The organism is Listeria grayi DSM 20601 (assembly GCF_000148995.1).
GTDB classification, from domain to species: Bacteria; Bacillota; Bacilli; order Lactobacillales; family Listeriaceae; genus Listeria; species Listeria grayi.
Window position 1 is genome coordinate 1,327,342 of record NZ_GL538352.1, and the last position, 26,196, is coordinate 1,353,537.

A 26,196-nucleotide genomic window follows, 5' to 3' on the forward strand; every position below is an offset into this window, starting at 1 on the left:
CAATAAAAAAGACCCGCCGTCTAAATGGCGGATCTCCTTTTTTAATAAGTTCTTACTGGTGTGATCAATTGTAAGATTTCATTTGGATTCGTAGCATCTTTCGGTCTGATAACAAACGGCCGCATCGTGCCTGCAAAGGAAATAACGATATCGTCACCTTCAAATGCGCGCAACGCATCCATCATATATTTACCATTGAATGAGATTTTAAGCTCTTCGCCAGAAAATTGCTGACTGAAAACACGTTCCGAAACGTTCCCGATTTCCGGTGAGTTAGAAGAAACTTCCACCTGACCGCTTTCTAAAGTCGAAAGTTTGATAACGTTGTTGCGGTTTTCTCTAGCCAGCAATGACGCCCGGTCGATCGCTTGTAGGAAAGATTTAGAATTAATGACAAGTTCAGACTTGATGTCTGTAGGGATCAAACGAGAAGTATCTGGATAGCTGCCTTCTAAAAGTCTCGAATAGAATAGCAGATCTTTTAGTTTGAATAAAATTTGATTGTTCGCGATCACCATTTCGATCGATTCACTGGCATCATCCAAGATCTTGTTTAATTCTGACAAGCTTTTTCCTGGGATGACGACATTGTAATCTTCTTCCAAGGAAGTTTCCAGCGGTATTTCGCGTAACGCAAGTCGGTGGCTGTCTGTTGCGACAGCTGTAAGCAAGTTTTCCTTGATCAGCCAGTTTACACCGGTCAATACAGGTCTTACTTCGATGGCAGAAACCGCGAAAACGGTTTGACGGATAATATTTTTAAGAACATTGATCGGTAAAATGATCTTCTTACCGTCCGTTACTTCTGGTAGTTTTGGATATTCCAAAGGATCGAGCCCATTTAATGTAAAGGAAGCTTGCCCGGAACGAATGTTGGTTTGGTAGCTGCTGACTACTTCGAGTTCTACATTTTCATCCGGCAAACGACGAACGATATCGCCGAAATATCTAGCTTGTAAAACGATCCCGCCGAAAGATTCTACTTCGACGATCACTTCATCATTATCAATAAGTGGAATAAATGCTTCGATGGAAATATCAGAATCACTACCGGTCAAAGTAACACCTTCATCGTTGACGGTAATTTTTATTCCTGTAAGTATCGGTATCGTTGTGCGAGATGAAATAGCACGAGAGACTTCATTAACAGCTTGGACAAGACGATCACGTTTAATTATGAATTTCATGAGTAACCTCCAGATTTTATAGAATTATAGTCTTAATTAATTAATAAAAAATAGTAGTAATAGTAATAGGCGCTGTGGATAAGTGGATAAGTACTGTGGAAATAGATTTTAAAAAGTTTTCCACATGTTGATAACTTGTTGGTAACTTTATTTTGTTATCCACAATTTTCACAGGAAGCTAGCGCAACTGCTTTTCGATTTCAGCAATATCATTTTTTAGATTCATATCGCTTTTTATCAATTGCGTGATTTTTTCATGGGCATGAATGACAGTAGTGTGATCTCGTCCACCAAATTCATCGCCGATTTTCGGCAACGATGCATCCGTCAATTCACGAGATAGATACATCGCGATTTGTCTTGGATAGGCAATGCTTTTCGTGCGTTTTTTAGCTTTGAAATCTTCTAAGCGAACATGATAATATTCGCCGACCGCTGCTTGGATCGCTTTGATCGTGATCACAGTCGGTTTATTGTTTGGAATAATATCTTTAAGTGCTTCTGCGGCAAGGCCAGCAGTAATATCTTTGTTGACAAGTGACGAGTAGGCCACGACCCGGATAAGCGCACCTTCTAATTCCCGGATATTTGAATCGATCTGATTAGCGATGTAAAGCATGACTTCATTAGGAATATCTAATCCGTCCGCTTTTGCTTTTTTACGCAGAATCGCGATCCGAGTTTCCAGATCCGGCGGTGTGATATCTGTTATCAAGCCCCATTCAAAGCGGGAACGAAGTCGGTCTTCGAGTGTAGGGATCTCTTTAGGCGGTCTGTCACTGGAAATGATAATTTGTTTTTGTTCGTCATATAAAGTGTTGAAGGTGTGGAAGAATTCTTCCTGGGTTCCTTCTTTTCCGGCTAAAAATTGAATATCATCGATGAGCAAAACATCGACATTACGATACTTAGCACGGAATTCTTCCGATTTGTTATCGCGGATCGAGCTAATAAATTCATTGGTGAATTTTTCACTAGATAAGTACATGACATTAGCATTTTCTTTGTGCTGCTGCACGTAATGACCAACGGCATGCATCAAATGCGTTTTCCCTAAACCAACACCTCCGTAAATAAATAGCGGATTATAGGCTTTTGCAGGTGCTTCGGCCACTGCCAAAGAAGCCGCATGGGCGAAACGATTTCCAGATCCAATGACGAATGTATCAAAAACATAACGCGGATTGAGCATATGTTTGCTGTTTTCCGGATTTTCTTCTATATCATCTAAATGTTTTTTAGGAGTGACATATTCAAATTTTTCTTCTTGTTCTCCATCAATGAACTGAACATCATACGTATTGCCAGTTATTTCTTGTAAAATGGTGGCAATAAATTGGGTATAACTTTTTTCCAGCCAATCCCGTACAAAATTATTTGGCGCGGAAATAATAAAATGATTTCCCTCTAATGAATGGGCGGTGGTAGATTTCATCCAAGTATCATAACTAGGCTTACTCATATTCTTTTTGACCACTTGAAGTGCCTCTTGCCAAATAGCTTCTATTGATTGCAATAATATCCCTCCCTTATCTATGTAAGAAACCATAGTTATCCACAAAAATAAAAAAATGGTGGATAACCTTATCCCAAGGCTGTTTAAAAAATATCCACAAGTTTAAATTTAATTGTGGATAAATAAAATTATCCCCAGTATTTTTGCTTTTTCGACAAAGTTTATAATAGCAGAAAAGTTCTTTGATAGCAAGGTTTGCCTTTAGTTACTCACAAACTTATCCAGATGTGCAAAACTGCTTGTCCACAGCACTGAACTTGTGTATAACTTGTTGAAAAATAAAAAATAACTTGTTTTTGAAATTTCGATTATCCACAAAGATATCCAAGTGTTTTATCCAACCTGTGTATAACTTTTGAAAAAAGGAACTATTTATCCACAGCTAAATTTCTACTTTTGAAAAATAGATATTTTTTTTGCCGCACGAATATGATATGATTATTAATAGAATGCCGATAGAAAGTGAAATGTCTATTGACAAAATCTAACTATTACCATACAATATTCAAGACTGTCTAATAGATTAAATCGATTGGACCCTTTTATGGGAGGTGTAATTAATGAAAAGAACATATCAACCAAGTAAACGTAAGAGAAAAAAAGTGCATGGTTTCCGCTCACGTATGAGTTCTAAAAACGGACGCAGAGTTTTAGCAAGTCGTCGTCGTAAAGGAAGAAAAGTTTTATCTGCGTAGACCACTGAATACGACTCAGTGGTTCTTTTTTTTAGAAAAAATGACTACATTAAAGTTGGGGAAATAATGAAAAAAGCATATCGAATCAAAAAAAATCAAGAGTTTCAAACAGTTTTCAAACGAGGAAAATCAGTAGCGAATAGACAATTTGTTGTTTATTTATTAAAACAGGAAAGTGCGGATACACATTTTCGCATTGGTTTATCTGTAAGCAAAAAAATTGGAAACGCTGTCTGCCGTAATCGTGTGAAACGATACATCAGACAATCTTTTCATGAACTAGAAGGAGAAGTAGCTTCCGGTCATGACTATATTATTATCGCCAGAAATCCGGCGGCCAATATGAGTTTTCATGAAGTTAAAAAGAGCTTGACGCATGTGCTCAAGTTAGCGCGTGTTTTACGCAAAACAGTCAAGTAATGAAACAACATGAATTCTATCCAGGCGGAAGAAGTGGAGGTTACAGCTTTTGAAGAATAAAAAATTATGGATCGTTGGGATCATGATCGGACTTGCAATGGTGCTATCAGGATGTGGTTATTCCACGGACCCGATCACAAAAGATTCAACAGGTTTTTGGAGCCATTATATCGTTTTTCCATTATCATGGTTGATCAGATGGTTTTCCGACAATCTAGGCGGCAGTTACGCGATCGGTATTATCGTTGTAACGATCATTATTCGTTTAATCATTATGCCTTTAATGATCAAACAGATCAAAAGTCAAAAAGAAATGACGAAGATCCAGCCGAAAATGAAAGAATTGCAACAAAAATATGCTTCTAAAGACAACGAAACGAAACAAAAACTGCAACAAGAAACAATGCGTCTCTATCAAGAACACAATGTAAACCCAATGATGGGATGTTTACCGCTACTGATTCAAATGCCGATCTTGATTGGTTTTTACCAAGCTATCAGTCGGACAGCTGAGATCAAAAGCGATACATTCTTATGGATGACACTCGGTCATCCGGATCAGTTTTTCATTTTGCCGATCTTAGCAGCGATCACAACGTTCTTTTCTTCCAAAATCGGTATGATGGGACAAGTGCAGCAAAATAAATCCATGGCTATGATTACTTACATCATGCCAGTCATGATTTTGGTAATGGGTATTTCGCTACCGTCCGCGCTGGCACTATATTGGATCATCGGGAATATTTTTACATTTTTACAAACGCTTTTAATAAACAATCCTTTCAAAAACAAACGTGAGCAAGAGGCTTTGGCAGCTGCAGCGGCAGAAGAAGAGAGATTGAAGAAGAAAGCAGCGAACATGAAGGCCTCAAAAAAAGGAGGTAAGAAAAGAAAGTGAGAGATATAACTGCTCAAGGACAAACCGTTGAAGACGCTATTCAAAATGCACTAAAAAGTTTAGATACTGTTCGCGATAGAGTCGAGATCGAAGTTATCGATGAAGGTAAAAAAGGTATTTTTGGAATTGGTTCTAGGCTGGCAATGGTCAAAGTGGTGGAAAAAGAAAATGGAATTGAAACCGCGAAGAACTATTTAATGGATGTTGCTGAAAAAATGGGTGCGGATATCTCAATCGAAGTACAAGAAGACGGAAAAGATGTCACTTTCCAGGTCAATGGCGCAGATCTAGGTGTACTGATCGGGAAGCACGGTCAAACACTTAACTCCTTACAATATCTAACGCAATTGATCGTCAACCGAACGACGGAACAATTTTATAACATCATGATCAATGTAGGTGATTATCGGGAACGCCGCTACGAAACGTTATCGCATTTGGCAACCAAGATGGCGACGAAAGCTCTTAAAACGAAACGAGCTGTTCATTTAGAAGCAATGCCTTCCTTTGAAAGAAAAATCATCCATGCGATATTGAGTGACCGGACAGATGTGGAAACACATTCCGAGGGGAAAGATCCTTATCGCTATATCATTATCAAACCAGTAAGAAAACATTAAAAAAAACCTTGCGACATGCTGATTTTTTCGGCGGATCGCAAGGTTTTTTTTAGGGGAAAGTGAGCAAAATCAATCATCTATAAGGGTTATCGTTGGAATAATCTTACTTCCTATGTTAGGATAGACCCTATTATCGGAGGTGGAACATTCATGGATATGGGTACTTACTGTGTGACAGTAAAGACAATCGATGGAGAAAAGTATTCAAAAACAGTTGAAGCAACGGACCAAGGGCAAGCGTTTGGTCGAGCAGTCTTAGAAAAGAATGATACACATTTTGTTTTTGAAGATGACAATAATGCTTTGATTTACGCTTATGACAATAATGTCACTGCTGTAACTGTAGCAGAAGTCTAAAAACGACAAATAAAACTTAAAAAGCAGCTGACTACTTACTCATATAGAGTAGGTAGTTTTTTGGATTTAAGCCGTTTTCTTGACTCATCGTACAGAGCATACTAAGCTAGTAGTGAGGTGAATGTAATGGCGATCCTTCACGCAAAAAAAGAAAATTTTGAAGAGATACTCGAAAACCATCCACTTATTTTGCTGAATTTCTGGGCAGAATGGTGCGCACCGTGCCGAGCATTTATCGAAACGTTAGTGACACTTGACGAAAATGAGCCGGTACAAGTGGTGAAAATCAACACGCAGCGGGAAGAAGAATTGATGAAACGATTTGAAGTCCAGGGACTTCCTTATTCGATCTTATTAAAAAACGGGGAAAAAATAGGAGAGATCAAAGGAAAATGTAGTTATGAAGTACTGAAGCAAAAGATAGATACAATTTTGGCAGAAGAAAGAGAATGATCTAAGGTTAGAGTATAAGGATGATGATCAAGGGGAAAAAGTAATTAAAAGCGCGTGGAAAAGTTCTTAAAGAACAAATTCCACGCGCTTTTTTATATAAGCCATACTTTATTTTTTCATAAATTGTTGCTTTTCAATGAATTGTTTCAGATCCAAACGGCTAGGACGCTCTAAAAAGCGAGATATTTGCTCGGACCAAGCTTCTACTCGATCGCCGTTGGTTCGTTTTTGATAATAGTTTTGGATGGCCTCGTCATAAGCTGCGATGCTGTCATCTTTAAACTGGTAGCTGTCTTCATGATAAATCGCCGCTTCTGGCAACCGCGGTTTTGGCTTGGAAGACTGCACGGGATAGCCGACTGTCAGGCCAAATAAAGGAATCGTATAAGGCGGCAGTTCCAAAATATCAGCCGTTTCCTCAATCGCGTTTCTGATACCACCAATGAAACAAACACCTAATCCCATTGATTCTGCGGCCACAGCCATGTTTTGAGCGGCTAATGAAGCGTCGACAATAGCGACAAGCATTTTTTCCGTGCTGGATAGTGCTTCCGAAGAACTGCCCAGTTTTTGCGCAATACGCTCATGTCTAGCAAGGTCAGCTACAAACACAAAGAATTGCCCGGTTTTTACCACATAAGGCTGATTACCAGCGATTGCGGATAATTTCTTTCGTTTTTCGATATCATTGATGCCGATGATCGAGTAGGCTTGGATGAAACTGGACGTAGAAGCAGCTTGGGCACTTTTGACAAGTTCTTGGATCTGCTCCGTGGAAAGTGGCTTTTCTTGAAAATCACGAATGGAATAGTGATTTTGTAATTGTTGAATGACAGGATTCATTTTTCACTGCTCCTTTAGAAATATTGTAGTTTTTTTCAAAGATGTACAAATTTTAGCGCTATCTTTAGAGAGAAGCAAGTCATTTTACTCAAAAAAAAAACAGAGCTTGTAGGCTCTGCTTTTTAAAAAATTAACGGAATACGCGGAAACGATCTTCGTCAGCGATATATTCTTTTTCACCAGCAGGTTGTGCAATGTTACCAAACGGCATTTGAGCACGTAAGTTCCAGCTAGCTGGGATGTCCCATTCTGCTTTTACCGCATCATCGATAAGCGGGTTATAATGTTGCAAGCTTGCGCCCAAACCGATTTCAGCAAGTGCAACCCATACAGCATGTTGCGTGATACCAGTAGATTGTTCCGACCAAAGCGGGAAGTTTTCTGCATAAGCAGCGAATTGTTCTTGAAGTCCTTTTACAACAGCAGTATCTTCAAAAAATAATACTGTTCCAAATCCAGCCTGGAAAGAATTGATACGTTGTTCTGTTGCTTCAAAAGCATCTTCAGGAACGATGTTTTTCAGTGTATCTTTTACGATCGTCCATAATTTCTCATGGTGTTCACCGAATAAGATAACTACACGAGAACTTTGCGAGTTAAAAGCACTTGGTGTATTTTTAACCGTTTCTTTGATCGTTGCTTCGATCTCGCTTTGAGATAAAGTAACGTTTTTGTCAATTGCATAGATAGAACGACGATTTTTGATTGTTTCTAAGAAAGCACTAACCATTTTTTAAAAACTCCTTTTATATGTTTATTATTAGTAACTTACTTTAGTATAGAAGCTATTTTTTATTTTTCAAGTTATTTTATCTGGAAAATGAAAAAAAGTTGAAAAACGAATTATTCTTCCTTGTAAGCGGATAAAGTTCTGTTTTTAGTGAAATTTGCCAAAAATAAGTCTGTTATTGGCAAAAGAATCTGCTATAATGTACAAATAAGTAAGCCCTAAATTTGAAAAATCGGAATATTATGTGTTATCTACTAATTATGAAGGAGAGATGAGAGTGAAGCGAGTCTATAACTTTTCAGCAGGACCAGCCGTTTTACCGGAGAGCGTGCTGAAAAAGGTACAAGAAGAATTGTTGTCTTATCAAGGGTCAGGCATGTCAGTGATGGAGCTGAGTCATCGTTCCTCCTTATTTGAAGCGATCATTCAAGATGCCGAAGCACTACTCAGGAAATTGATGCATATCCCTTCCAACTATCATGTCCTATTTTTACAAGGCGGGGCAAGTCTGCAATTTGATATGATTCCCCGTAATTTAGTGCGAGAGGGAGAAAGAGTCGGTTTTATCCACACTGGTTCTTGGTCGGAAAAGGCGATTCAAGCAGCGCAGGAATTTTCAGCTATAGAAGTAGAGGAATTAGCCAGCTCGGCAGATAAAAATTTTTCTTATATACCAGATTTCCCATTGCTGTCAGAGGACTATGCTTATGTGCATCTCACTACTAATAATACAATTGAAGGAACTACGATCTATGAGATCCCCAATTACGGCGAGGTACCAATCGTGGCAGACATGTCTTCTAATATTCTTTCTAGCGATTATGATATCCATCAGTTTGGTCTAATCTACGCAGGGGCACAAAAAAATATCGGACCAGCAGGATTGACGATCGTTATTATTCGGGATGATTTAGTAGGCCGCGTTCAAGGAATACCGAAAATCCTTGATTATCAAACGCATATCAAAAACGGTTCGATGTACAATACACCGCCGACATTTGCTATTTATGTAGCAAAACTTGTTTTTGAATGGCTGGATGATTTGGGTGGCGTTTCTGCGATGGAAGCACAAAATCGTAAAAAAGCAGGGTTGTTATATGATTATATCGATCAATCAGACTTTTTTCGTTCGCCAGTTTTGCCACGAGACCGCTCCCTGACAAATATTCCATTTCAAACCACTTCTCCAGAGCTGGACAAACGCTTTATCGAAGAAGCGGAAGCAAACGGGCTAGTTAATTTAAAAGGACACCGTTCCGTTGGGGGAATGCGTGCAAGTCTATATAACGCATTTCCGCAAGAAGGCGTCGAAGCACTTATTTCATTTATGGATAAATTTGCTAAGGTCCAAAAAGGAGGACGTGTCCATGTTTAATATTCAAACATTTAATAATATCGCCAAAGAAGGCTTGCAAGTATTTGACATTGAAAAATATCTGATCGATGGTAATCAGCCACCAGACGGTTATCTGCTCAGAAGTCAGAACCTGCATGAGATCACGATCCCAGAATCTATCAAAGCCATCGCTCGGGCAGGTGCAGGTGTAAATAATATTCCTACAACGGATTGTGCGGAGCGGGGAGTTGTCGTTTTTAATACACCTGGAGCAAATGCGAATGCTGTAAAAGAATTAGTCTTGGCCGGATTATTCTTATCTGCTCGTCCGATCATCGAAGGAAATCAGTGGATCAACCAGCTGGAGAGTGAAGATATCGAGAAAAAAGTAGAAGCTGGAAAAAAAGCATTTGCCGGAACAGAATTAGCTGGTAAAAAATTAGGAATCATCGGTTTAGGCGCGATCGGCGCATTAGTAGCTAATGATGCACTTCATCTAGGAATGGATGTCGTCGGCTATGATCCATTTGTTTCGGTCGACACTGCGTGGAGGATCTCCAAAGAAGTTACGCGGGCAATCACGCTGGAAGAGGTGCTCGCCACATGCGACTATATCACCGTCCACGTGCCACTTATGGAAAATACGAAAGAAATGTTCAATGAAGAAACATTGCAACTGCTGAAAAGCAATGCAGTCTTGCTCAACTTTTCCAGAGGAGAACTCGTTGATAAAAAAGCAGTCAAAGCTTTACTGGATGAAGGAAGCTTCCGCCTATATATGACGGATTTTGCTACCCCAGAATTGATCAAGCATCCTAATGTCCGGGTATTTCCGCATTTAGGTGCTTCAACAGAAGAAGCAGAGATCAATTGTGCGAAAATGGCAGCCAAAGAATTGAAGCAATATCTGGAAACAGGAAATATCCAGAATGCAGTCAATTATCCTAATGTCGATATGCCTTATAAAGGATTGCCACGCATCAGTATTTGTCATAAAAACATTCCCAACATGGTAGGACAAATAACCACGGAACTTGCCAAAAACACCTTTAATATCATTGATATGCGGAATAGTAGTAAAGGCGATTATGCCTATACGTTGATCGACTTGGATGAAGCGAATACGAAAGCAGATCTAAGAGATATCAAACGAGAACTAAGCGCTATTCAAGGCGTTTTACGAGTACGGATCTTGGAACCTGTCAAAACGTATGTATAAATAATTTCCCGGGAAATAAAGGAGGAAATAAATTGGTAAAAGTAAGTCCATTCAAAGCAATCAGACCAAAAGAAGCCATCGCAGATAAGCTGGCGTCACTTCCTTATGATGTTTTAAACACGCAGGAAGCAAGGGAATTAGGAAAAGAAAATCCTTTTTCCTTTTTACATATCGACAAGGCGGAAATTGATCTGGAAGATACGATCTCGCCATATGATGACCGAGTTTATGAACAAGCACAGACTAACTTACAAACCTTTTTAGATAAAGGCTGGTTAAAAAAAGATAGTAAAGCTTTCTTTTACATTTACCAATTAATAATGGGTGGTCGCAAGCAGACGGGAATCGTCGCATGTACCTCCATCGATGACTATATCAATAAAAAAATCAAAAAGCATGAATTTACTCGTGAAGAAAAAGAGTTGGATCGTATTCGCCATGTAGATGCTTGTGATGCTAATACAAGTCCGATCTTTCTCACTTATCGGCATCAGCAAACGATCGATCAAATAGTCGCAAATTGGAGCATTGCCAATGAGCCGCTTTATGATTTTACAAGTTTCCACGATGTTCAGCATCGCGTGTGGGCGATTGATGACGATATAACGATCGAAAGACTGGCAAAAGCATTTGAAGAAGTGGAGGCACTTTACATCGCAGACGGTCATCACCGCACAGAATCTGCCGTCAAAGTGGGGCTTAAACGAAGGGAACAGTATCCGGATCGGAATGAATCTGCAGAATTCAATTCCTTCTTAGCCGTCTTATTTCCCGAAAATGAATTGGCGATCTGGGATTACAATCGTGTGATCGATATTCCGCTAGAAACTACTTTCCGGCAGCAGCTGGAAACGGCTTTTGAAGTGAAAGAACAGCCAGCGCGTTATAAACCAACATCGCCAAAACATGTGGGCATGTATACAGCTGGTAAGTGGTATGAGCTGAAAGTAAAAGCAGCCTATATTCCTAGTGATGCTGTAGGTAAACTAGATGTGTCGATCTTGCAAGCACAAGTATTGACGCCATTATTTGGGATAACGGACATCAGACGAGATGAGCGAATCGATTTTGTTGGTGGGATCCGTGGGTTGGAAGAGTTGGAGCGCTTAGTAGATAGCGGAAAACAAACGATTGCTTTTGCAATGTATCCCACCACGATTGAGGATCTACTGCAAGTTGCTGATGCAAATGAGATCATGCCACCTAAATCTACTTGGTTTGAGCCTAAATTATTAAGTGGGCTTTTTGTGCATGATTTAGAAAGTAAATAATTAGAAATACATACTTGTCCATTTTTATAATAAAAAGGCAGGTATGTATTTTTCTGCAGGCAGAGAATTTTTAATAAATTAAGTATAAAACCTTGTTATTCACATGTGGATAAGTTAAAATATAGGTTATTGAAATAATTGGAAAACTGTGGATATGTGTATAACTTATCCCAACAATTAAATAAAGCTGACAATTTAATTGCTTTGGTGAAAGCGGAGCGTAAGTTGTTGATATCTGAGGCAAATCATGTGCCAATATTTATTCGTGGAGTAAAATGAAAATATTTTACTTAGAAAGGTGGGTAAAGAATGGAGTTTGATACTATTGCTGCAATTTCAACGCCGCCGGGAGAAGGAGCCATTGCTATTATTAGATTGAGCGGCCCCTTGGCGATTCAAATAGCGGATCGTATTTTTTATGCCAAAAAGCGTTTAGAAAAAGTAGACAGTCATACCATTCATTATGGTCATATAAAAGAAAATGGAGAAACGATCGAGGAAGTGATGGTCAGCGTGATGCGTGCGCCACGAACTTTCACAAGAGAAGACGTGGTAGAGATCAATGCACACGGTGGGATCGTCTCTGTTAATCGCGTACTGCAACTGCTACTTGAAAAAGGAGCAAGACTTGCGGAACCGGGTGAATTCACCAAAAGAGCTTTTTTAAATGGGCGAATCGATCTATCCCAAGCAGAAGCGGTGATGGATCTGATCCGAGCAAAGACCGACCGCGCAATGGGCGTGGCTTTGCGCCAGCTAGATGGGAATCTTTCCAAACTTATCCGTAGTCTGCGCCAAGAGATCTTGGATGCACTTGCTCAAGTGGAAGTGAATATTGATTATCCAGAATACGATGATGTAGAAGAAATGACCCAGCGCATGCTACTAGAAAAAACGCAATTAGTCAAAAATTCCGTAGAGCAACTACTTTTGACTGCTAAACAAGGAAAAATCTTGCGTGAAGGATTAGCTACAGCAATTATCGGTCGACCAAATGTTGGAAAATCTTCCTTATTGAATCAGCTTATCCAAGAGGAAAAAGCAATCGTTACCGATATTGCCGGTACAACTCGTGATATCATTGAAGAATACGTTAATGTACGCGGCGTACCACTTCGTCTGATCGATACCGCTGGAATACGCGAAACCGAAGACATCGTGGAAAAAATTGGTGTAGAACGCTCTCGAAAAGCACTAGCAGATGCAGATTTTATTCTGCTTGTATTAAATCAAAACGAAGCCTTGACGATAGAAGACGAAGCTCTTTTCGAAGCAGCGAAAGGACATACTTTTGTCGTGGTTTTAAATAAAACAGACCTGCCATCTAAAATCGACCGAAAACAACTAGAAAAATTGGCAAATGGCAATGCGATCGTCGAAACATCGCTTTTAAAAGATGAAGGAATGAGGGATTTAGAAGAAGCAATCAATTCTTTATTCTTTGAAGGAGAAATCGATGCAGGAGATGCCACATATATCTCGAACGTCCGTCACATCGCGCTGCTGCATCAAGCCATCGAGGCATTAGATGCCGTTGTCGAAGGGGTTTCCGTGGGAATGCCAGTTGATATCGTCCAAATCGATATGACTCGTGCTTGGGATCTACTAGGCGAAATAACCGGAGATTCTGTTCAAGATGAATTACTCGATCAATTATTCAATCAATTTTGTTTAGGAAAATAAATGTGGGAGGCTATCATATGCAAACCTATGATGCAGGAAATTATGACGTTATCGTTGTCGGCGCTGGACATGCAGGCGTAGAAGCTGGTCTTGCTAGCGGACGCATGGGCGCTAAAACGTTGATGCTGACAATAAATCTCGACATGGTCGCTTTTATGCCATGTAATCCATCTGTCGGCGGCCCGGCCAAAGGAGTCGTTGTTCGTGAAATCGACGCGCTAGGCGGTGAAATGGGTCGTAATACAGATAAGACATATATTCAAATGCGGATGCTTAATACTGGGAAAGGCCCTGCTGTAAGGGCACTTCGGGCACAAGCAGACAAATGGGACTATCAACATGAAATGAAACATACAATCGAGAAAGAAGAAAACATTACATTACGCCAAGGCTTAGTAGAAGAACTTATTATTGAAGACGGCCGCTGCGTAGGCGTAATCACAAACAGCGGAGCAAAATACCACGCAAAAACAGTCGTGATCACGACTGGTACATTTTCTCGTGGGGAGATCATTGTAGGAGAGCTACGTTATTCAAGCGGTCCCAATAATCAACAACCCTCTGTAAAATTATCTGAACATCTGGAAGAACTGGGCTTTGAACTACGTCGTTTTAAAACGGGAACACCGCCGCGCGTAAAATCAAGCTCGATCGATTACACGAAGACAGAAGAACAACCAGGTGATGAGCAACCGCAAGCGTTCAGCTACGAAACCGTAGATATGCTCGTGGATCAATTACCATGCTGGTTGACGTATACAAATGAGCAAACACATGAAATTATTAACGCCAATCTTCACCGCTCCCCAATGTTTACCGCAACGAAAAAAGGAACAGGCGCACGCTACTGTCCATCGATCGAGGATAAGATCGTACGTTTCAGTGACAAACCAAGACATCAAATCTTCTTGGAACCAGAAGGCCGCAATACAGAAGAAGTATACGTACAAGGTCTTTCAACAAGTTTACCGGAAGATGTTCAGCGCGAAATGCTACAAACGATCCCTGGCTTAGAAAACGTTGAAATGATGCGTGTTGGCTATGCAATTGAATATGATGCAGTCATGCCTGACCAATTATGGCCAACATTAGAAACGAAAAAAGTAGAGAATCTTTATACTGCTGGACAAATAAATGGTACAAGTGGCTATGAAGAAGCTGCTGGTCAAGGATTAATGGCGGGTATCAATGCTGCACGCAAAGCAATGGATAAAGAACCGGTCATTTTAGGAAGAAATGAAGCCTATATCGGCGTTTTGATCGATGATCTCGTGACTAAAGGAACGGAAGAACCTTATCGTCTGTTGACATCGAGAGCTGAATACCGCTTATTGCTTCGTCATGATAATGCTGATCTAAGATTGACTGAGATCGGTCATGAAATCGGCTTGATCAGCGATGAAAGATATGCTGCTTTTAAAGAAAAACAAGCGCTTATCGCTGATGAGATCACTCGCTTGAAAAAGGTACGCATCAAACCTACAAAAGAAGTACAAATACTATTAACGGAAATGGGTGCCAATGAACTTAAAGACGGCGTATTAGCAGCTGACTTTTTAAGACGTCCGGAAATCACTTATCCGATTATCGAGCAAATTGTTCCACGTGAAACATCTTTAAGTGATGAAATCAAAGAACAAGTTGAGATCCAAATCAAATATGAAGGCTACATTGAAAAAGCTAGCGCTCAAGTGGATAAGATGAAGCGTATGGAAGATAAAAAAATACCGGAAAACATCGATTATGATGCAATTGGTGGTCTTGCTACCGAAGCATTGGAAAAATTGAAGAAGATCGAGCCTTTATCTATTGCACAAGCAAGCCGAATCAGCGGTGTAAATCCAGCTGATATTTCGATTTTGCTAGTGTATATCGAACAAGGGAAGATAGCAAAAGTAGCACAAGCATAACAAGAGGCGGGGAGGACAGAGAATGAATCCAGAAACATTCAAACAGTCATTGCTAGAAAAAGGTATTGAACTAAGTGAAAAGCAGCTGCAGCAGTTTGAAGATTATTTCCATATGTTGGTAGAATGGAATGAAAAAATGAATTTGACAGCTATTACCAATAAAGAAGAAGTTTATTTAAAACATTTCTATGACTCGATTTCTGCCGCTTTTTATGTAGATTTTGAAAATCAGGCTTCCCTTTGCGATATCGGAGCGGGAGCCGGCTTCCCCAGTATTCCAATCAAAATATGCTTTCCGCATTTAAAGATCAGTATCGTAGATTCGCTGCAGAAAAGAATCACTTTTCTAAATTCACTGGCGGAAAAATTGGATCTGACAGATGTTCAGTTTTTCCATAGCCGAGCAGAAGATTTTGGTAAAAACAAAGATTTCCGCGCATCTTATGACTATGTAACAGCCAGAGCAGTAGCCAGAATGAGTGTCCTGGCAGAGCTTTGCTTGCCATTAGTACGAAAAGGTGGTTACTTTATCGCGATGAAAGCTGCACAAGCAGAAGCGGAAATGGAGCAAGGGAATAAAGCAATCACCGTGTTGGGTGGAAAACTAGAAAAGCAATTTGCTTTTGAATTGCCAGTTGAGCACAGTGAACGCCATATTTACACGATTTTAAAAACAAAAGAAACACCGAATAAGTATCCTCGCAAAGCAGGAATGCCTAATAAACAACCAATTGAATAGAAATTTAGAGGAGGGTATGTTTTTCATACTCTTTTCTGCTAAAATAGTAAGAGAAGCAGGACGGCTATTACTGCTTAAGAATTTCAGAAAGGAAGGGTCCTTATGGCTTTTCGTTTATTCGGAAAAAAAGATAAAACAAATGAAGAATCAGAACAAGAGCAGTTGGAGACATTTCAGCGTGTCGAAGATTTACCGATGGACAAGATTTTCCCTAACCAATTCCAGCCACGGACAGTATTTAATGAAGATAAAATTGCAGAGCTAGCGCAAACAATCGAAGAACATGGCATTATCCAGCCAATTGTTGTTAGGAAAATGGACCCAGATTATTATGAAATCATCGCTGGAGAACGCCGTTTCCGGGCTGCCTTATCATTGGAAATGGAAACAATTCCGGCGGTCGTTCAAGAAATGGATGATGAAGAAGTCGCAGCAATCGCACTTATTGAAAACCTGCAGCGTGAACAGTTGACGCCAATTGAAGAAGCAAAAGCCTATCGCAATTTATTGGATATCCAAGATGTTACCCAGGAATTATTAGCAACACGCCTTGGCAAAAGCCAATCGGCAATTGCAAATAAACTTCGCTTGCTAAAACTTCCAGAAGAAATACAAGCTGCTGTATTAGATAAACAGATTTCCGAGCGCCATGCACGTTCGCTATTAGTATTGGAAACAGAAGAACAGCAGTTGGAGATTTTAAAAGAAGTACTTGCAAATCATTGGAATGTCAAACAAACCGAAACACGTATCCAAGAATTGATCACTAAAAAAGAAACCAAGCCGAAAAAAACTAAACCTAAGCACCAATCCATAAGTAGAGATATTCGAATTGCTTTAAATACCATCAAACAGTCAGTCACAATGGTCAAAGATAATGGAATGGAACTAGATGTCGAAGAGGAAGAGTCCGATGATTTTTATCGGATCACCATTCAAATTCCTAAAAAAAAGTAAGGAGCAGGATTATTGACTAAATTAGTTACTAATATTTGGCACATTATTGGAATTATCAGCTCTCTGTTGGTGCTCCCATTCTTTTTTAGCATGTTGACAGAAAGCATGCTTGGTTTCAATTTGAAATATCTCCTTTATTTTTTCACCGCTCCAGCATTAACGGGAGATATTGTACATAGTATTAGGTCTTATGTCATGTACGTCATTGCGTTTCTATATGTGATTTATACGGTCCGAAAGATCTATGGTTGGTATAAAAAGGCGAATGCGTAATAGAAGACTACTCTATATTATATAGAGTAGTTTTTTTGTTGAAAAAGTTTTCACATATTAAGTGCTTTTTTGACAGAAAACCCTTACAATGGAAGTAGGAAAGAAGTAAAGGAGGGAAGTGGAACAATCTGTGTTCCGCGAAAATAATGGCCAAGATAATATTTGCTCAGGATGAACAAGAAACATATAGTGCGTATCAATTCATTCAAGACTTAATTACAAATCAACCCCTTATGGCAACGTTATTATTCCAAGGATTACTTCAACTAGAGGAGGCGCCCACAAGAAAGCTCACAACTGGCAAGCAGATCACTCCCGATATTCACTTAGCGATCGGGAATGGAAATACTTACCAGCTTCAAACAAGAAAGATAGAGAACTCTGTAGATCAACCGATTCAAGAGCTCAGAGTAATATTCAAAGATAAAAGCTGTATATTGACATATTTTGTAGCGATATGGGACGATGAGACTTATTACTGCTTTGTAAAAGGATCATTTCGTGAGAAGAATCCATTTATGGATAAAATAGATTCCTACCGTGAAGAAACCAAGCGTATCTTTATTCGTAGCGGAAACTTAGATATTAGTAGAAGTCCAGATTTCAATGAATTGAAGAAGTTGGCATGGCAAAATGATGGTATCGTGCATTATTTAGAAAGCTTTTCAGCTTCCCTCGGTCAATATATTTTTATAAAACGGATAAAGAAAAAATGGTCTCAATTAGATTTATCATTGAAGACAGGACTTTCTCCAAGTATTGTGGAACGAGTAGAAGCTGGTGATCCAGATATTTCTATGAGAATGTATCAAAAAGCGGTGCAATTATTAGAAATTGAGGCACAGCTAGGTGATACAGGTTTAAATTTGAAATAAAAAGAGCGATTTCCCGGTTATTTAGGGAAATCGCTTTTTTTATGAATGTTTCACGTGAAACATTCGCAAAAAAATTATTTTGCTAAAACTAGGACTAATCACTATTTTTTTGGTAGAATAGTAGAAGAACCGTATATTACGGAAAAATCGAGGGTTGGTGAAACAATTTGAGCAAAATTATCGCACTTGCAAACCAAAAAGGTGGGGTGGGAAAGACTACATCTTCTGTGAATTTAAGTTCTAGTTTGGCTTTTCTTGGTAAAAAAGTGTTGTTAGTTGACATCGATCCACAAGGAAATGCCTCAAGTGGAGTGGGTGTTAACAAAGGGGAAGTAGAAAATTGCATTTATAATGTTTTAGTAGATGATGTCGAATTAAAAGATGTCTTACTACATACAGAACTTGATAATTTAGATGTGATCCCTGCTACGATCCAGCTTGCTGGTGCAGAGGTGGAACTAGTTCCTGCCATTTCAAGAGAAATACGTCTTAAAAAAGCAATCAATACAGTGAAAGACAACTATGACTATATTATTATTGACTGTCCGCCATCTTTAGGCCTTTTGACATTGAACGCATTGACAGCAGCAGATTCGGTTTTAATTCCTGTACAATGTGAATATTATGCACTTGAAGGATTGAGCCAGTTATTGAATACGGTGCGAATCGTGCAAAAACATTTAAATGAGGACCTTCAAATCGAAGGTGTACTGCTGACGATGTTGGATGCACGAACAAACTTGGGTATTCAAGTTATCGAAGAAGTGAAGAAATACTTCCAAAACAAAGTGTTCCAAACGATCATCCCTAGAAACGTAAGACTAAGCGAGGCGCCAAGTCATGGCAAACCAATCATTTTATATGATGCCAAATCGAAGGGTGCTGAAGTATATTTAGAGTTAGCAAAGGAAGTGATTGCTCATGGCTAAAGGACTTGGAAAAGGAATCAATGCACTTTTTAACAATGTTGAGGGAGAAGAAGAATCCGTTCAAAACATCGAATTGAAGTTGATTGAACCCAATCCATTTCAACCACGTAAAAATTTTGATAAAGCAGCGATCAATGAATTAAGTGATTCAATCAAGATCCATGGCGTACTACAACCAATCATTTTAAGAAATGCTAAAAAAGGTTACCAAATTGTCGTTGGAGAGAGAAGATTTCGAGCAAGTAAAGAGGCCGGGTTAAAAGAGATACCAGCTGTTGTACGCGATATGACGGATGCAGAAATGATGGAACTATCCGTAATTGAGAACTTACAGCGCGAAGACTTATCTCCCATGGAAGAAGCGGAATCTTATCAGTTCTTAATGAGTAATTTAGAATTGACTCAAAGTAAATTGGCAGAACGTGTTGGTAAAAGCAGACCATATATTGCTAACTTTGTACGTCTATTGACCTTACCAGAAGTTGTACAAGATTATTTGCGTGACGGATCTTTGTCTGCTGGACATGGTAGAGCTTTATTAGGACTTAAAACCAAAAAAAATATTGTTCCACTTGCTGAAAAGTCGATCAAAGAGGCTCTGACAGTACGTCAATTAGAGAAACTCGTCACTGATATAAATGAGAATGTTTCACGTGAAACAGTGAAAGCGCCTCGTGTTCCAATTTTCATTCGCGAAACAGAAAGCCAATTACGCAATAAATTTGGTACAGCTGTCAATATTAAACGTCGAGATAAAAAAGGGAAAATTGAAATTGAATTTTTATCCGATGATGACTTAGATAGAATTCTTGAAATCTTAGATGTTCAATTTGATGAAGAATAAATTAATAAGATATTGAGGTTGACCATTATGGAAAAAGAAGAATTTGGATTGAATGATATAGTAGAAATGAAAAAGCCTCATCCTTGTGGTGTGAATAAATTCAAAATCATTCGGATGGGGATGGATATTCGAATAAAATGTGAAGGCTGCGGCCATAGTGTGATGCTTCCAAGAAGAGAGTTTGCACGAAAAATAAAACGAATAGTTGTGAAAGCAGAAGAGTGCTGAGAAGCGCTCTTCTTTTCTTGTAAACAGAATATTTGTAAAAAAGCCCTCCGTAAAATATAATTTATATTAGATGATAATAATTCTATTTTAAGGAAGGGGAATACATATGTCAGAAAAGAAACAATTAACAACAAACCAAGGGGTTCCGATCGGGGATAATCAGAATTCGATGACTGCGGGTATCAAAGGACCAACGCTATTAGAAGACTACCAATTGATTGAAAAATTAGCACATTTCGATAGAGAAAGGGTCCCGGAACGAGTGGTTCATGCTCGTGGTGCAGGAGCACACGGTGTTTTTGTAACTAAAAAAAGCATGAGAAAATATACGAAGGCGGCTTTCCTTGCAGAAGAAGGTATAGAAACAGAAGTTTTTGCACGATTTTCGACGGTTATTCATGGACAGCACTCGCCGGAAACTTTACGAGATCCGCGTGGCTTTTCGATCAAGTTTTATACGGAAGAGGGCAATTATGATTTTGTGGGAAATAATTTACCGGTATTCTTTATTCGCGATGCCATCAAATTCCCAGATGTGATCCATTCCTTGAAACCAGATCCAACGACAAATATCCAAGATGGAAATCGGTATTGGGATTTTTTCAGTATGTCGCCAGAAGCAACGACGATGATCATGTATCTTTTTAGTGATGAAGGGACACCGGCTTCTTACCGTGAAATCCGGGGATCGAGCGTTCATGCTTTTAAATGGGTGAATGAAGAAGGAAAGACGGTTTACGTGAAATTACGCTGGATTCCAAAAGCTGGAATCGTTAATCTATCAACAGAACAGGCTTCGCAGATTCAGGCAAAAGAATTTAACCATGCGACACGTGACCTGCACGAAGCGATTGAAGCAGGAGAGTATCCAGAATGGGATCTATTTGTGCAAGTTTTAGATCCAGCGGACTTGGATAAATTTGATTTTAATCCGCTTGATGCTACAAAAGACTGGTTTGAAGATGTTTTTCCTTATGAGTTTGTTGGGACGATGACATTGAACCGTAATCCTGAAAATGTCTTTGCGGAAACAGAATCAGTAGGGTTCAATCCAGGCGTTTTAGTCCCGGGTATATTGCCTTCTGAAGATCGTCTGTTACAAGGGCGCTTGTTTTCTTACTCGGATACACAACGACATCGTGTAGGAACTAATTACCTGCAATTACCAATTAATAGTCCGAAATCGGAGGTTCATAATAACCAGCGTGATGGAGCTATGCCTATCAAACAGCAAACAAGTTCCATTAATTATGAACCAAATAGTTATGATTCAGAGCCGAAAGAAGATCCGACATATATAGAGCAGAATCAAGCACTTCGGGGCGAATTGTTTGGTCGTTTGGCAGCGGAGAAGCCGAATAACTTTGGGCATGCGAAAGAAGTATGGAAACGTTATTCCGATCAAGAACGAGCAGCATTAGTGAAAAACATTGTGGATGATTGGGAAGGTGTAAGAGAAGATATTAAGATCAGAAATTTACGGAATTTCTATCAAATCGAGTCGGAATTTGCTGAGCGTGTAGCAGAGGGAACTGGTATTGATTTAAAAGCGCATATTACGGATTTGAAATAAAATAAAAAGAGCGATGGCTGATTAATTAGCCATCGCTCTTTTTGTTTCACGTGAAACAATTAAACATTGAAACGGAAATGGACAACATCGCCGTCTTTCATTTCGTATTCTTTTCCTTCTAACCGAACTTTACCAGCTTCCTTAGCAGCATGTTCGGAGCCATATTCTACTAAAGCGTCATAAGCGACAACTTCTGCTCGAATAAAGCCTCGTTCAAAGTCAGTGTGGATGATTCCAGCACACTGAGGAGCTTTCATTCCTTTTATAAAGGTCCAAGCACGAACTTCTTGAACACCAGCTGTAAAGTAGGTAGCAAGACCAAGGAGGGAGTAAGCCGAACGGATAAGTTTATCAAGTCCGGATTCTTCAATGCCTAGAGCTTCTAAAAATTCAGCTTTATCATCGTCTTCCAACTCCGCGATTTCTTCTTCGGCGCGGGCACAAACGACGATTACTTCAGAATTTTCTTTGGCAGCAAATTCTCTTACTGCTTGAACATATTTATTGTTATCTGGATCAGAAACTTCTTCTTCGCTTACATTAGCAACGTATAGGACCGGTTTTCTAGTAAGTAAAAACAGGTTGCGTACCACTTTCTCTTCTTCCTCGTTGAATTCAACTGTACGGGCAGGTAAATCGTTCAAAAAAGCTTCTTTTAATTTAGTTAGAACATTAAATTCGATAACAGCTTCTTTATCTTTTTGTTTTGCCAATTTTTCGACGCGGCTGAAACGTTTTTCAACGCTTTCTAAGTCTGCCAAAATCAATTCCAAGTTGATTGTCGTGATGTCGTCGATAGGATCGACCCGACCTTCAACGTGGGTGATATTCTCGTCGTCAAAACAGCGAGTCACGTGACAGATAGCGTCTACTTGGCGAATATGAGAAAGAAATTTATTTCCTAGACCTTCACCTTTACTTGCGCCTTTAACGATTCCAGCGATATCCGTAAACTCAAATGTTGTTGGAACGGTTTTTTTAGGTTTGACTAGTTCTGTTAGTTTATTTAATCGGTTGTCAGGAACTTCGACGATACCGACGTTTGGATCAATGGTAGCAAAAGGGTAGTTCGCTGCTTCTGCACCAGCCTTTGTTATTGCGTTGAAAAGTGTGGATTTCCCGACGTTCGGAAGTCCAACAATACCAGCAGTTAATGCCATTTTTTAATCTCCTTTTCGCATTTTATCACTATCGACTATTATAGCGGTTTTCTTTAGAAATTAAAAGCCTCGTTTTTCTGGGAAAAGATAATCTAAGATTTTGTCGCCTATTTTTTTGCGTTCTCCTTCATAAGGGAAGCAGTGCATATGCATCGCAGGATTGAAATTAAGTTCGATAATACCATGTTTATGCGCTTCGTCATGGATCGAGGGAATGATGATATCAACGCCGCAGATATGCGCATCGACGATCTGTGTACATTGGATCGCGATTTCTTTGTAAAAATCGGGCATTTGATCGGTGAAATCGATGCTGTCTCCGCCAGTACTGATATTGGAGTTCTCACGAAGATAGATCGTTTTGCCTGTTTCGGGAATGGATTCCCAGCTATATTGCTGCATTGAAAGCATCAGTGTTTCTTCCGGACCAGTAAGGATCTTTTCTAAAGGTTTCAAATGATCGGTCCCACGTAATGGATCTGCATTTTTTTGATCGACAAGTTCTTGGACGGTATGTTTGCCATCGCCAGTTACATTTGCCGGAATTCGTTTCAGGACTGCTTCGACTTTGTCATCAATAACTAGAAAACGGTATTCATCACCTTCGATAAATTCCTCGATAATCACAGCTTCATCGTAGCTAAAAGCGATCTTCAATGCTTCTTGAAAGTCTTTTTCGGTAAAAGCATCTTTAAAAATACTGATTCCCCAGCCATAGTTAGTAGATTTTGGTTTCACAACAATCGCTTTTCCCGTGAAAAGGGGATAGGCGCTTTGTGCGGTTTCGATATCGGTGAAATTTTCGCCGAATGGAACGTTCATGCCATGTTTGGCAAGGATCTTTTTAGTTACGACTTTATTTTCCATGACCAAGACAGAAACATAGTTGTCCTTAGCGGTTTTGCTGGCTTGTTTCACGTATTCGATATGATCGCCTACAGAAAATGCCAAGAAATTGTCGGTAGCATCTAACACTTCTGTTTTGATACCGCGTTTTAAAGCGTCTTTCCAGATGATCTGGGTGGATAGCTCCATGTTTTCTGCACCTTTAAGCTGGTACGCAAGACCGTAGGATTTTTCTTGATAATCGGCTGCAAGAGCAAGATTACTTGCGATAAAGCCGTCTTTTTGTGCTGCAGAGATCGATTTGGCTGCGATTGTCTGCTGAGGATCGTCTACCATGGCGCGATGTTCGCTGATAACCTCCAGCAGGTGCTGTTGATCGGGTGCCAATGTTTCAATGATCTGTTGCATTTTGTCTAATTCCTGTTGAGCTGCTTCTTGGAAGGCGATCTTGCCTTCGGGATGGAGTTGTAGATCTGGTTGCGATAAACCGTTTCGGGCAATCAAGTCTTCGTTGGCTTCGATACTTGCTGCTGCTGTTTCCCATGTAATATCATCTTGATTTGTAAGCAATGCTGTTAGGAACATCAAATGGATGAGATGCAGCGTCTTTTTGGAAATGCCATTTAATTCGAACGGATTCAGGTCAATGGAACGAATTTCGAGATATTCAACGCCTTTTTCGGCTAAACTTTCCAATGTCTGATCTGTATGAGCATTTTTCAAGCGAATCGGATTGTAATATTCTCGCATACTATCAATAGTGCCGGCTTCGATATAGTTAGCGATCGACTGAATATAATTTTCAAAAGTATCATATTTAACATTTAAAGGTTCACTGTTTTTATACCCGTGAGCACTGTTTCGGAGCGACATTCCTGTTGGAAGATAGCTGCTGTTTTGATTTAAAGGCCTTGCATTTGAGATCGCAGTAAAGTCGTTTTCAAATACAGGACTTGCACCTGTCAGATATACGAGCAGCCAGCGTTTCTTCATAAAATAGCTAGCGACTTGCATGTACAGCTGATTTTTGAAGGTGTGATAAGTCGTATCTTCTGGAGCGCTTTTTTCGTATAGCTGTTTTAGAAAATCTTCAGCAAAAGAGAAGTTATAGTGGATGCCAGATAATAATTGAATCTTCTTCCCGTATTCTTTCGCTAAATGTTCGCGGTAAACACGGTGTTCGCTATCCTTGGTTTTGTAGACGGCAATAGGGATATCTTTTTCTGGCGGCAAAATCGCCGGATTGCTGGATGGCCATAATAATTCCTCGCCGATTTCATTGTTCACGATATTATTAAGGTTGTGTAAAGCATCGTAAACTTCATTTACGGAACCACACACGGGCGTGATCATTTCCACTTGGCTTTCGGAAAAATCGGTTTTGATGTTGCAATTGTCTTCTTTAGGGCCGAATATCGCTGGATGAGGGGTAAGTGCCAAGTGCCCGTTCCGATCCACCCGTAAATTTTCTTTTTCCAGACCAAAGTTCCCTTTGAAAAATGCTTTTGAGAGAGCAACATCCTTTTCTAAAAGATGCAATAACTGTTTATTGAGTAGTTCCATGTTTTCACTCCTGCCTTCGGATAATTACTAAAATAATAGTACAACAATTAAGGCAAATAGCCTAATAATTGATTTTGTCAATGCAAATGCTTGGATAAAACGATATAATAATGGGGAGGTGATGATAATGCATGTACATGGGCTTGCCAAAACGATTGAAAACAAGTCGGTACTAAGTGATATTAACTTTGATTTGAAGCCAGGGGAGATAACTGCATTGATCGGTAGGAACGGCGTTGGTAAAACCACATTATTTTCGACGCTGACGGGAATCTATACGCCGGATGCAGGGGATGTCATGATCGACGGGAAAAACGTGTACAGACAGCCAGAGGTGAAACGGCATATTTTCTTCTTGGAAGATAATATGAATTATTTCAATACATATAGTGTTAAGGCAGTAGTGCAGATCTATCAGTCTGTTTACTCGTCGTTTGACCGCGAGTATTTTCTGATGCTGATGAACAAGTTCAATCTGCCGATAAAGGCGAAATTGATGTCTTTTTCAAAAGGAAGGAAAGCGCTGTTTTTTATTATTTTAGCATTTTCATTAAATGTAAGGTATCTTTTGTTGGATGAGCCAATGGATGGGTTAGATTATATTGTTAAAGATAAGATCTTGGCATTTTTATCGGAAGCCGTGGCTGCTAAGCAAACGAGTGTGTTGATTGCTTCTCACCGGTTAGACGAATTGGAAGAGATCGCGGATCGGGTCTTGATCTTAAAAGGCTCACATATCGAATTGGACTACTATATGGATGAGATCCGTACGCGTGCTTTGAAGATTCAAGTTGCGTTCAAGACGAACAAAGTGCCTGCCTTTGTTAAATCCGGGGCGAAACTTTTAGCGCGGAATGGGCGGATCTATACATTATTGATCGAAGAAAATGTCGAAGCGTTCTGTAAAGAGATCCAAGGACAACAGCCGATCTTATATGAGGAATTGCCAATCAAGATCGCGGATATTTTCCGAGTATATCTGGCGGATGAAAAAGTGGAGTATTACGAGATCTAGTCTTAATTTGGTAAGAAGGGATGAAGCGCGGAAATGAACACAAAGGGTTTATGGTA

At 39.6% G+C, this 26,196-nt stretch carries 26 protein-coding genes; 20 read left to right on the top strand and 6 right to left on the bottom strand.

The genetic code is table 11. The features are described 5' to 3' along the window. Positions 1 to 41 precede the first annotated feature (41 nt). Both dnaN and dnaA read right to left on the bottom strand, forming a co-directional pair. Positions 42 to 1,187, bottom strand: a complete 1,146-nt coding sequence (gene dnaN / locus HMPREF0556_RS06655) for a DNA polymerase III subunit beta (RefSeq protein ID WP_003756791.1) — start codon at positions 1,185 to 1,187, stop codon at positions 42 to 44. A gap of 178 nt (positions 1,188 to 1,365) precedes the next feature. Next, positions 1,366 to 2,703, bottom strand: a complete 1,338-nt coding sequence (dnaA, locus tag HMPREF0556_RS06660) for a chromosomal replication initiator protein DnaA (RefSeq protein ID WP_036105285.1) — start codon at positions 2,701 to 2,703, stop codon at positions 1,366 to 1,368. 560 nt (positions 2,704 to 3,263) lie between these two features. On the opposite strand from dnaA, the gene rpmH reads away from it, so the two are divergent. From rpmH to HMPREF0556_RS06690, 6 genes are all read left to right on the top strand, one after another. Then, on the top strand, positions 3,264 to 3,398 hold the full coding sequence (gene rpmH / locus HMPREF0556_RS06665; protein ID WP_003756795.1) for a 50S ribosomal protein L34: 135 nt from the start codon (positions 3,264 to 3,266) through the stop codon (positions 3,396 to 3,398). A 66-nt stretch (positions 3,399 to 3,464) separates the two neighbouring features. Continuing rightward, positions 3,465 to 3,818 (top strand): ribonuclease P protein component, encoded by a 354-nt coding sequence (gene rnpA, locus HMPREF0556_RS06670; RefSeq protein ID WP_036105288.1) that lies wholly within the window; start codon positions 3,465 to 3,467, stop codon positions 3,816 to 3,818. An 82-nt stretch (positions 3,819 to 3,900) separates the two neighbouring features. Further along, the gene (yidC, locus tag HMPREF0556_RS06675) at positions 3,901 to 4,716 is read left to right on the top strand and encodes a membrane protein insertase YidC (protein ID WP_050777011.1); all 816 of its coding nucleotides are present in this window, start codon (positions 3,901 to 3,903) and stop codon (positions 4,714 to 4,716) included. Then, positions 4,713 to 5,336: an RNA-binding cell elongation regulator Jag/EloR gene (jag, locus tag HMPREF0556_RS06680; protein ID WP_003756800.1), complete on the top strand. Its 624-nt coding sequence runs from the start codon at positions 4,713 to 4,715 to the stop codon at positions 5,334 to 5,336. Before yidC ends, jag begins: the two co-directional genes overlap by 4 nt. 150 nt (positions 5,337 to 5,486) lie before the next feature. Next, entirely contained in the window at positions 5,487 to 5,693 is a 207-nt protein-coding gene (locus HMPREF0556_RS06685) for a hypothetical protein (RefSeq protein ID WP_003756803.1), read from the top strand. A 126-nt stretch (positions 5,694 to 5,819) separates the two neighbouring features. Next, positions 5,820 to 6,146 carry a thioredoxin family protein gene (locus tag HMPREF0556_RS06690; protein WP_003756805.1) on the top strand — a complete coding sequence of 109 codons (327 nt, stop codon included), beginning with the start codon at positions 5,820 to 5,822 and terminating at the stop codon, positions 6,144 to 6,146. A gap of 108 nt (positions 6,147 to 6,254) precedes the next feature. Here HMPREF0556_RS06690 and nfsA read toward each other — a convergent pair whose 3' ends face one another. Together nfsA and HMPREF0556_RS06700 are read right to left on the bottom strand one after the other, a co-directional pair. After that, a complete protein-coding gene (gene nfsA / locus HMPREF0556_RS06695; protein WP_003756808.1) occupies positions 6,255 to 6,989 on the bottom strand; it encodes an oxygen-insensitive NADPH nitroreductase in 735 nt (244 codons plus the stop codon). A gap of 130 nt (positions 6,990 to 7,119) precedes the next feature. Beyond that, on the bottom strand, positions 7,120 to 7,719 hold the full coding sequence (locus HMPREF0556_RS06700; RefSeq protein WP_003756810.1) for a nitroreductase family protein: 600 nt from the start codon (positions 7,717 to 7,719) through the stop codon (positions 7,120 to 7,122). Between the two features lie 277 nt (positions 7,720 to 7,996). On the opposite strand from HMPREF0556_RS06700, the gene serC reads away from it, so the two are divergent. From serC to HMPREF0556_RS06765, 13 genes are all read left to right on the top strand, one after another. Next, positions 7,997 to 9,094, top strand: a complete 1,098-nt coding sequence (gene serC / locus HMPREF0556_RS06705) for a 3-phosphoserine/phosphohydroxythreonine transaminase (protein WP_040486537.1) — start codon at positions 7,997 to 7,999, stop codon at positions 9,092 to 9,094. Then, positions 9,087 to 10,274 carry a phosphoglycerate dehydrogenase gene (locus HMPREF0556_RS06710; RefSeq protein ID WP_003756814.1) on the top strand — a complete coding sequence of 396 codons (1,188 nt, stop codon included), beginning with the start codon at positions 9,087 to 9,089 and terminating at the stop codon, positions 10,272 to 10,274. The genes serC and HMPREF0556_RS06710 overlap by 8 nt, the downstream gene beginning before the upstream one ends. A 32-nt stretch (positions 10,275 to 10,306) precedes the next feature. Then, positions 10,307 to 11,545 (top strand): DUF1015 domain-containing protein, encoded by a 1,239-nt coding sequence (locus HMPREF0556_RS06715; protein ID WP_003756817.1) that lies wholly within the window; start codon positions 10,307 to 10,309, stop codon positions 11,543 to 11,545. A 309-nt stretch (positions 11,546 to 11,854) separates the two neighbouring features. Next, a complete protein-coding gene (gene mnmE, locus HMPREF0556_RS06720; RefSeq protein WP_003756819.1) occupies positions 11,855 to 13,228 on the top strand; it encodes a tRNA uridine-5-carboxymethylaminomethyl(34) synthesis GTPase MnmE in 1,374 nt (457 codons plus the stop codon). A gap of 17 nt (positions 13,229 to 13,245) precedes the next feature. Then, positions 13,246 to 15,138: a tRNA uridine-5-carboxymethylaminomethyl(34) synthesis enzyme MnmG gene (gene mnmG, locus HMPREF0556_RS06725; protein ID WP_040486538.1), complete on the top strand. Its 1,893-nt coding sequence runs from the start codon at positions 13,246 to 13,248 to the stop codon at positions 15,136 to 15,138. A 22-nt stretch (positions 15,139 to 15,160) separates the two neighbouring features. Continuing rightward, positions 15,161 to 15,877: a 16S rRNA (guanine(527)-N(7))-methyltransferase RsmG gene (gene rsmG / locus HMPREF0556_RS06730; protein ID WP_003756822.1), complete on the top strand. Its 717-nt coding sequence runs from the start codon at positions 15,161 to 15,163 to the stop codon at positions 15,875 to 15,877. 102 nt (positions 15,878 to 15,979) lie between these two features. Further along, positions 15,980 to 16,834 carry a nucleoid occlusion protein gene (gene noc, locus HMPREF0556_RS06735; protein WP_003756824.1) on the top strand — a complete coding sequence of 285 codons (855 nt, stop codon included), beginning with the start codon at positions 15,980 to 15,982 and terminating at the stop codon, positions 16,832 to 16,834. Positions 16,835 to 16,846: 12 nt separating this feature from the next. Continuing rightward, entirely contained in the window at positions 16,847 to 17,107 is a 261-nt protein-coding gene (locus HMPREF0556_RS06740; protein WP_040486539.1) for a hypothetical protein, read from the top strand. 146 nt (positions 17,108 to 17,253) lie between these two features. Further along, entirely contained in the window at positions 17,254 to 17,982 is a 729-nt protein-coding gene (locus HMPREF0556_RS06745) for a helix-turn-helix domain-containing protein (RefSeq protein ID WP_003756827.1), read from the top strand. Between the two features lie 167 nt (positions 17,983 to 18,149). Then, entirely contained in the window at positions 18,150 to 18,911 is a 762-nt protein-coding gene (locus tag HMPREF0556_RS06750; RefSeq protein WP_003756830.1) for a ParA family protein, read from the top strand. Then, positions 18,904 to 19,755 (top strand): ParB/RepB/Spo0J family partition protein, encoded by an 852-nt coding sequence (locus tag HMPREF0556_RS06755; protein ID WP_003756831.1) that lies wholly within the window; start codon positions 18,904 to 18,906, stop codon positions 19,753 to 19,755. Before HMPREF0556_RS06750 ends, HMPREF0556_RS06755 begins: the two co-directional genes overlap by 8 nt. Positions 19,756 to 19,782: 27 nt before the next feature. Then, positions 19,783 to 19,983: a DUF951 domain-containing protein gene (locus HMPREF0556_RS06760; RefSeq protein ID WP_003756833.1), complete on the top strand. Its 201-nt coding sequence runs from the start codon at positions 19,783 to 19,785 to the stop codon at positions 19,981 to 19,983. Positions 19,984 to 20,089: 106 nt separating this feature from the next. Next, positions 20,090 to 21,556 carry a catalase gene (locus tag HMPREF0556_RS06765; protein WP_003756834.1) on the top strand — a complete coding sequence of 489 codons (1,467 nt, stop codon included), beginning with the start codon at positions 20,090 to 20,092 and terminating at the stop codon, positions 21,554 to 21,556. 59 nt (positions 21,557 to 21,615) lie between these two features. On the opposite strand, the gene ychF is transcribed toward HMPREF0556_RS06765, so the two are convergent. Further along, positions 21,616 to 22,716: a redox-regulated ATPase YchF gene (ychF, locus tag HMPREF0556_RS06770; protein ID WP_003756836.1), complete on the bottom strand. Its 1,101-nt coding sequence runs from the start codon at positions 22,714 to 22,716 to the stop codon at positions 21,616 to 21,618. Positions 22,717 to 22,776: 60 nt separating this feature from the next. After that, the gene (gene gshAB / locus HMPREF0556_RS06775) at positions 22,777 to 25,125 is read right to left on the bottom strand and encodes a bifunctional glutamate--cysteine ligase GshA/glutathione synthetase GshB (RefSeq protein ID WP_003756837.1); all 2,349 of its coding nucleotides are present in this window, start codon (positions 25,123 to 25,125) and stop codon (positions 22,777 to 22,779) included. 127 nt (positions 25,126 to 25,252) lie between these two features. Here gshAB and HMPREF0556_RS06780 point away from each other — a divergent pair, with 127 nt between their 5' ends. Next, the gene (locus tag HMPREF0556_RS06780) at positions 25,253 to 26,140 is read left to right on the top strand and encodes an ATP-binding cassette domain-containing protein (RefSeq protein WP_040486540.1); all 888 of its coding nucleotides are present in this window, start codon (positions 25,253 to 25,255) and stop codon (positions 26,138 to 26,140) included. Positions 26,141 to 26,196: the final 56 nt, after the last annotated feature.

Coding starts and splice junctions, on each gene's coding strand:
- dnaN (WP_003756791.1), bottom strand. CDS start 1,187: ATGAAATTCATAATTAAACGTGATCGTCTTGTCCAAGCTGTTAATGAA.
- rpmH (WP_003756795.1), top strand. CDS start 3,264: ATGAAAAGAACATATCAACCAAGTAAACGTAAGAGAAAAAAAGTGCAT.
- rnpA (WP_036105288.1), top strand. CDS start 3,465: ATGAAAAAAGCATATCGAATCAAAAAAAATCAAGAGTTTCAAACAGTT.
- yidC (WP_050777011.1), top strand. CDS start 3,901: ATGATCGGACTTGCAATGGTGCTATCAGGATGTGGTTATTCCACGGAC.
- HMPREF0556_RS06685 (WP_003756803.1), top strand. CDS start 5,487: ATGGATATGGGTACTTACTGTGTGACAGTAAAGACAATCGATGGAGAA.
- HMPREF0556_RS06690 (WP_003756805.1), top strand. CDS start 5,820: ATGGCGATCCTTCACGCAAAAAAAGAAAATTTTGAAGAGATACTCGAA.
- nfsA (WP_003756808.1), bottom strand. CDS start 6,989: ATGAATCCTGTCATTCAACAATTACAAAATCACTATTCCATTCGTGAT.
- HMPREF0556_RS06700 (WP_003756810.1), bottom strand. CDS start 7,719: ATGGTTAGTGCTTTCTTAGAAACAATCAAAAATCGTCGTTCTATCTAT.
- HMPREF0556_RS06710 (WP_003756814.1), top strand. CDS start 9,087: ATGTTTAATATTCAAACATTTAATAATATCGCCAAAGAAGGCTTGCAA.
- mnmE (WP_003756819.1), top strand. CDS start 11,855: ATGGAGTTTGATACTATTGCTGCAATTTCAACGCCGCCGGGAGAAGGA.
- mnmG (WP_040486538.1), top strand. CDS start 13,246: ATGCAAACCTATGATGCAGGAAATTATGACGTTATCGTTGTCGGCGCT.
- rsmG (WP_003756822.1), top strand. CDS start 15,161: ATGAATCCAGAAACATTCAAACAGTCATTGCTAGAAAAAGGTATTGAA.
- noc (WP_003756824.1), top strand. CDS start 15,980: ATGGCTTTTCGTTTATTCGGAAAAAAAGATAAAACAAATGAAGAATCA.
- HMPREF0556_RS06745 (WP_003756827.1), top strand. CDS start 17,254: ATGGCCAAGATAATATTTGCTCAGGATGAACAAGAAACATATAGTGCG.
- HMPREF0556_RS06755 (WP_003756831.1), top strand. CDS start 18,904: ATGGCTAAAGGACTTGGAAAAGGAATCAATGCACTTTTTAACAATGTT.
- HMPREF0556_RS06760 (WP_003756833.1), top strand. CDS start 19,783: ATGGAAAAAGAAGAATTTGGATTGAATGATATAGTAGAAATGAAAAAG.
- HMPREF0556_RS06765 (WP_003756834.1), top strand. CDS start 20,090: ATGTCAGAAAAGAAACAATTAACAACAAACCAAGGGGTTCCGATCGGG.
- ychF (WP_003756836.1), bottom strand. CDS start 22,716: ATGGCATTAACTGCTGGTATTGTTGGACTTCCGAACGTCGGGAAATCC.
- gshAB (WP_003756837.1), bottom strand. CDS start 25,125: ATGGAACTACTCAATAAACAGTTATTGCATCTTTTAGAAAAGGATGTT.
- HMPREF0556_RS06780 (WP_040486540.1), top strand. CDS start 25,253: ATGCATGTACATGGGCTTGCCAAAACGATTGAAAACAAGTCGGTACTA.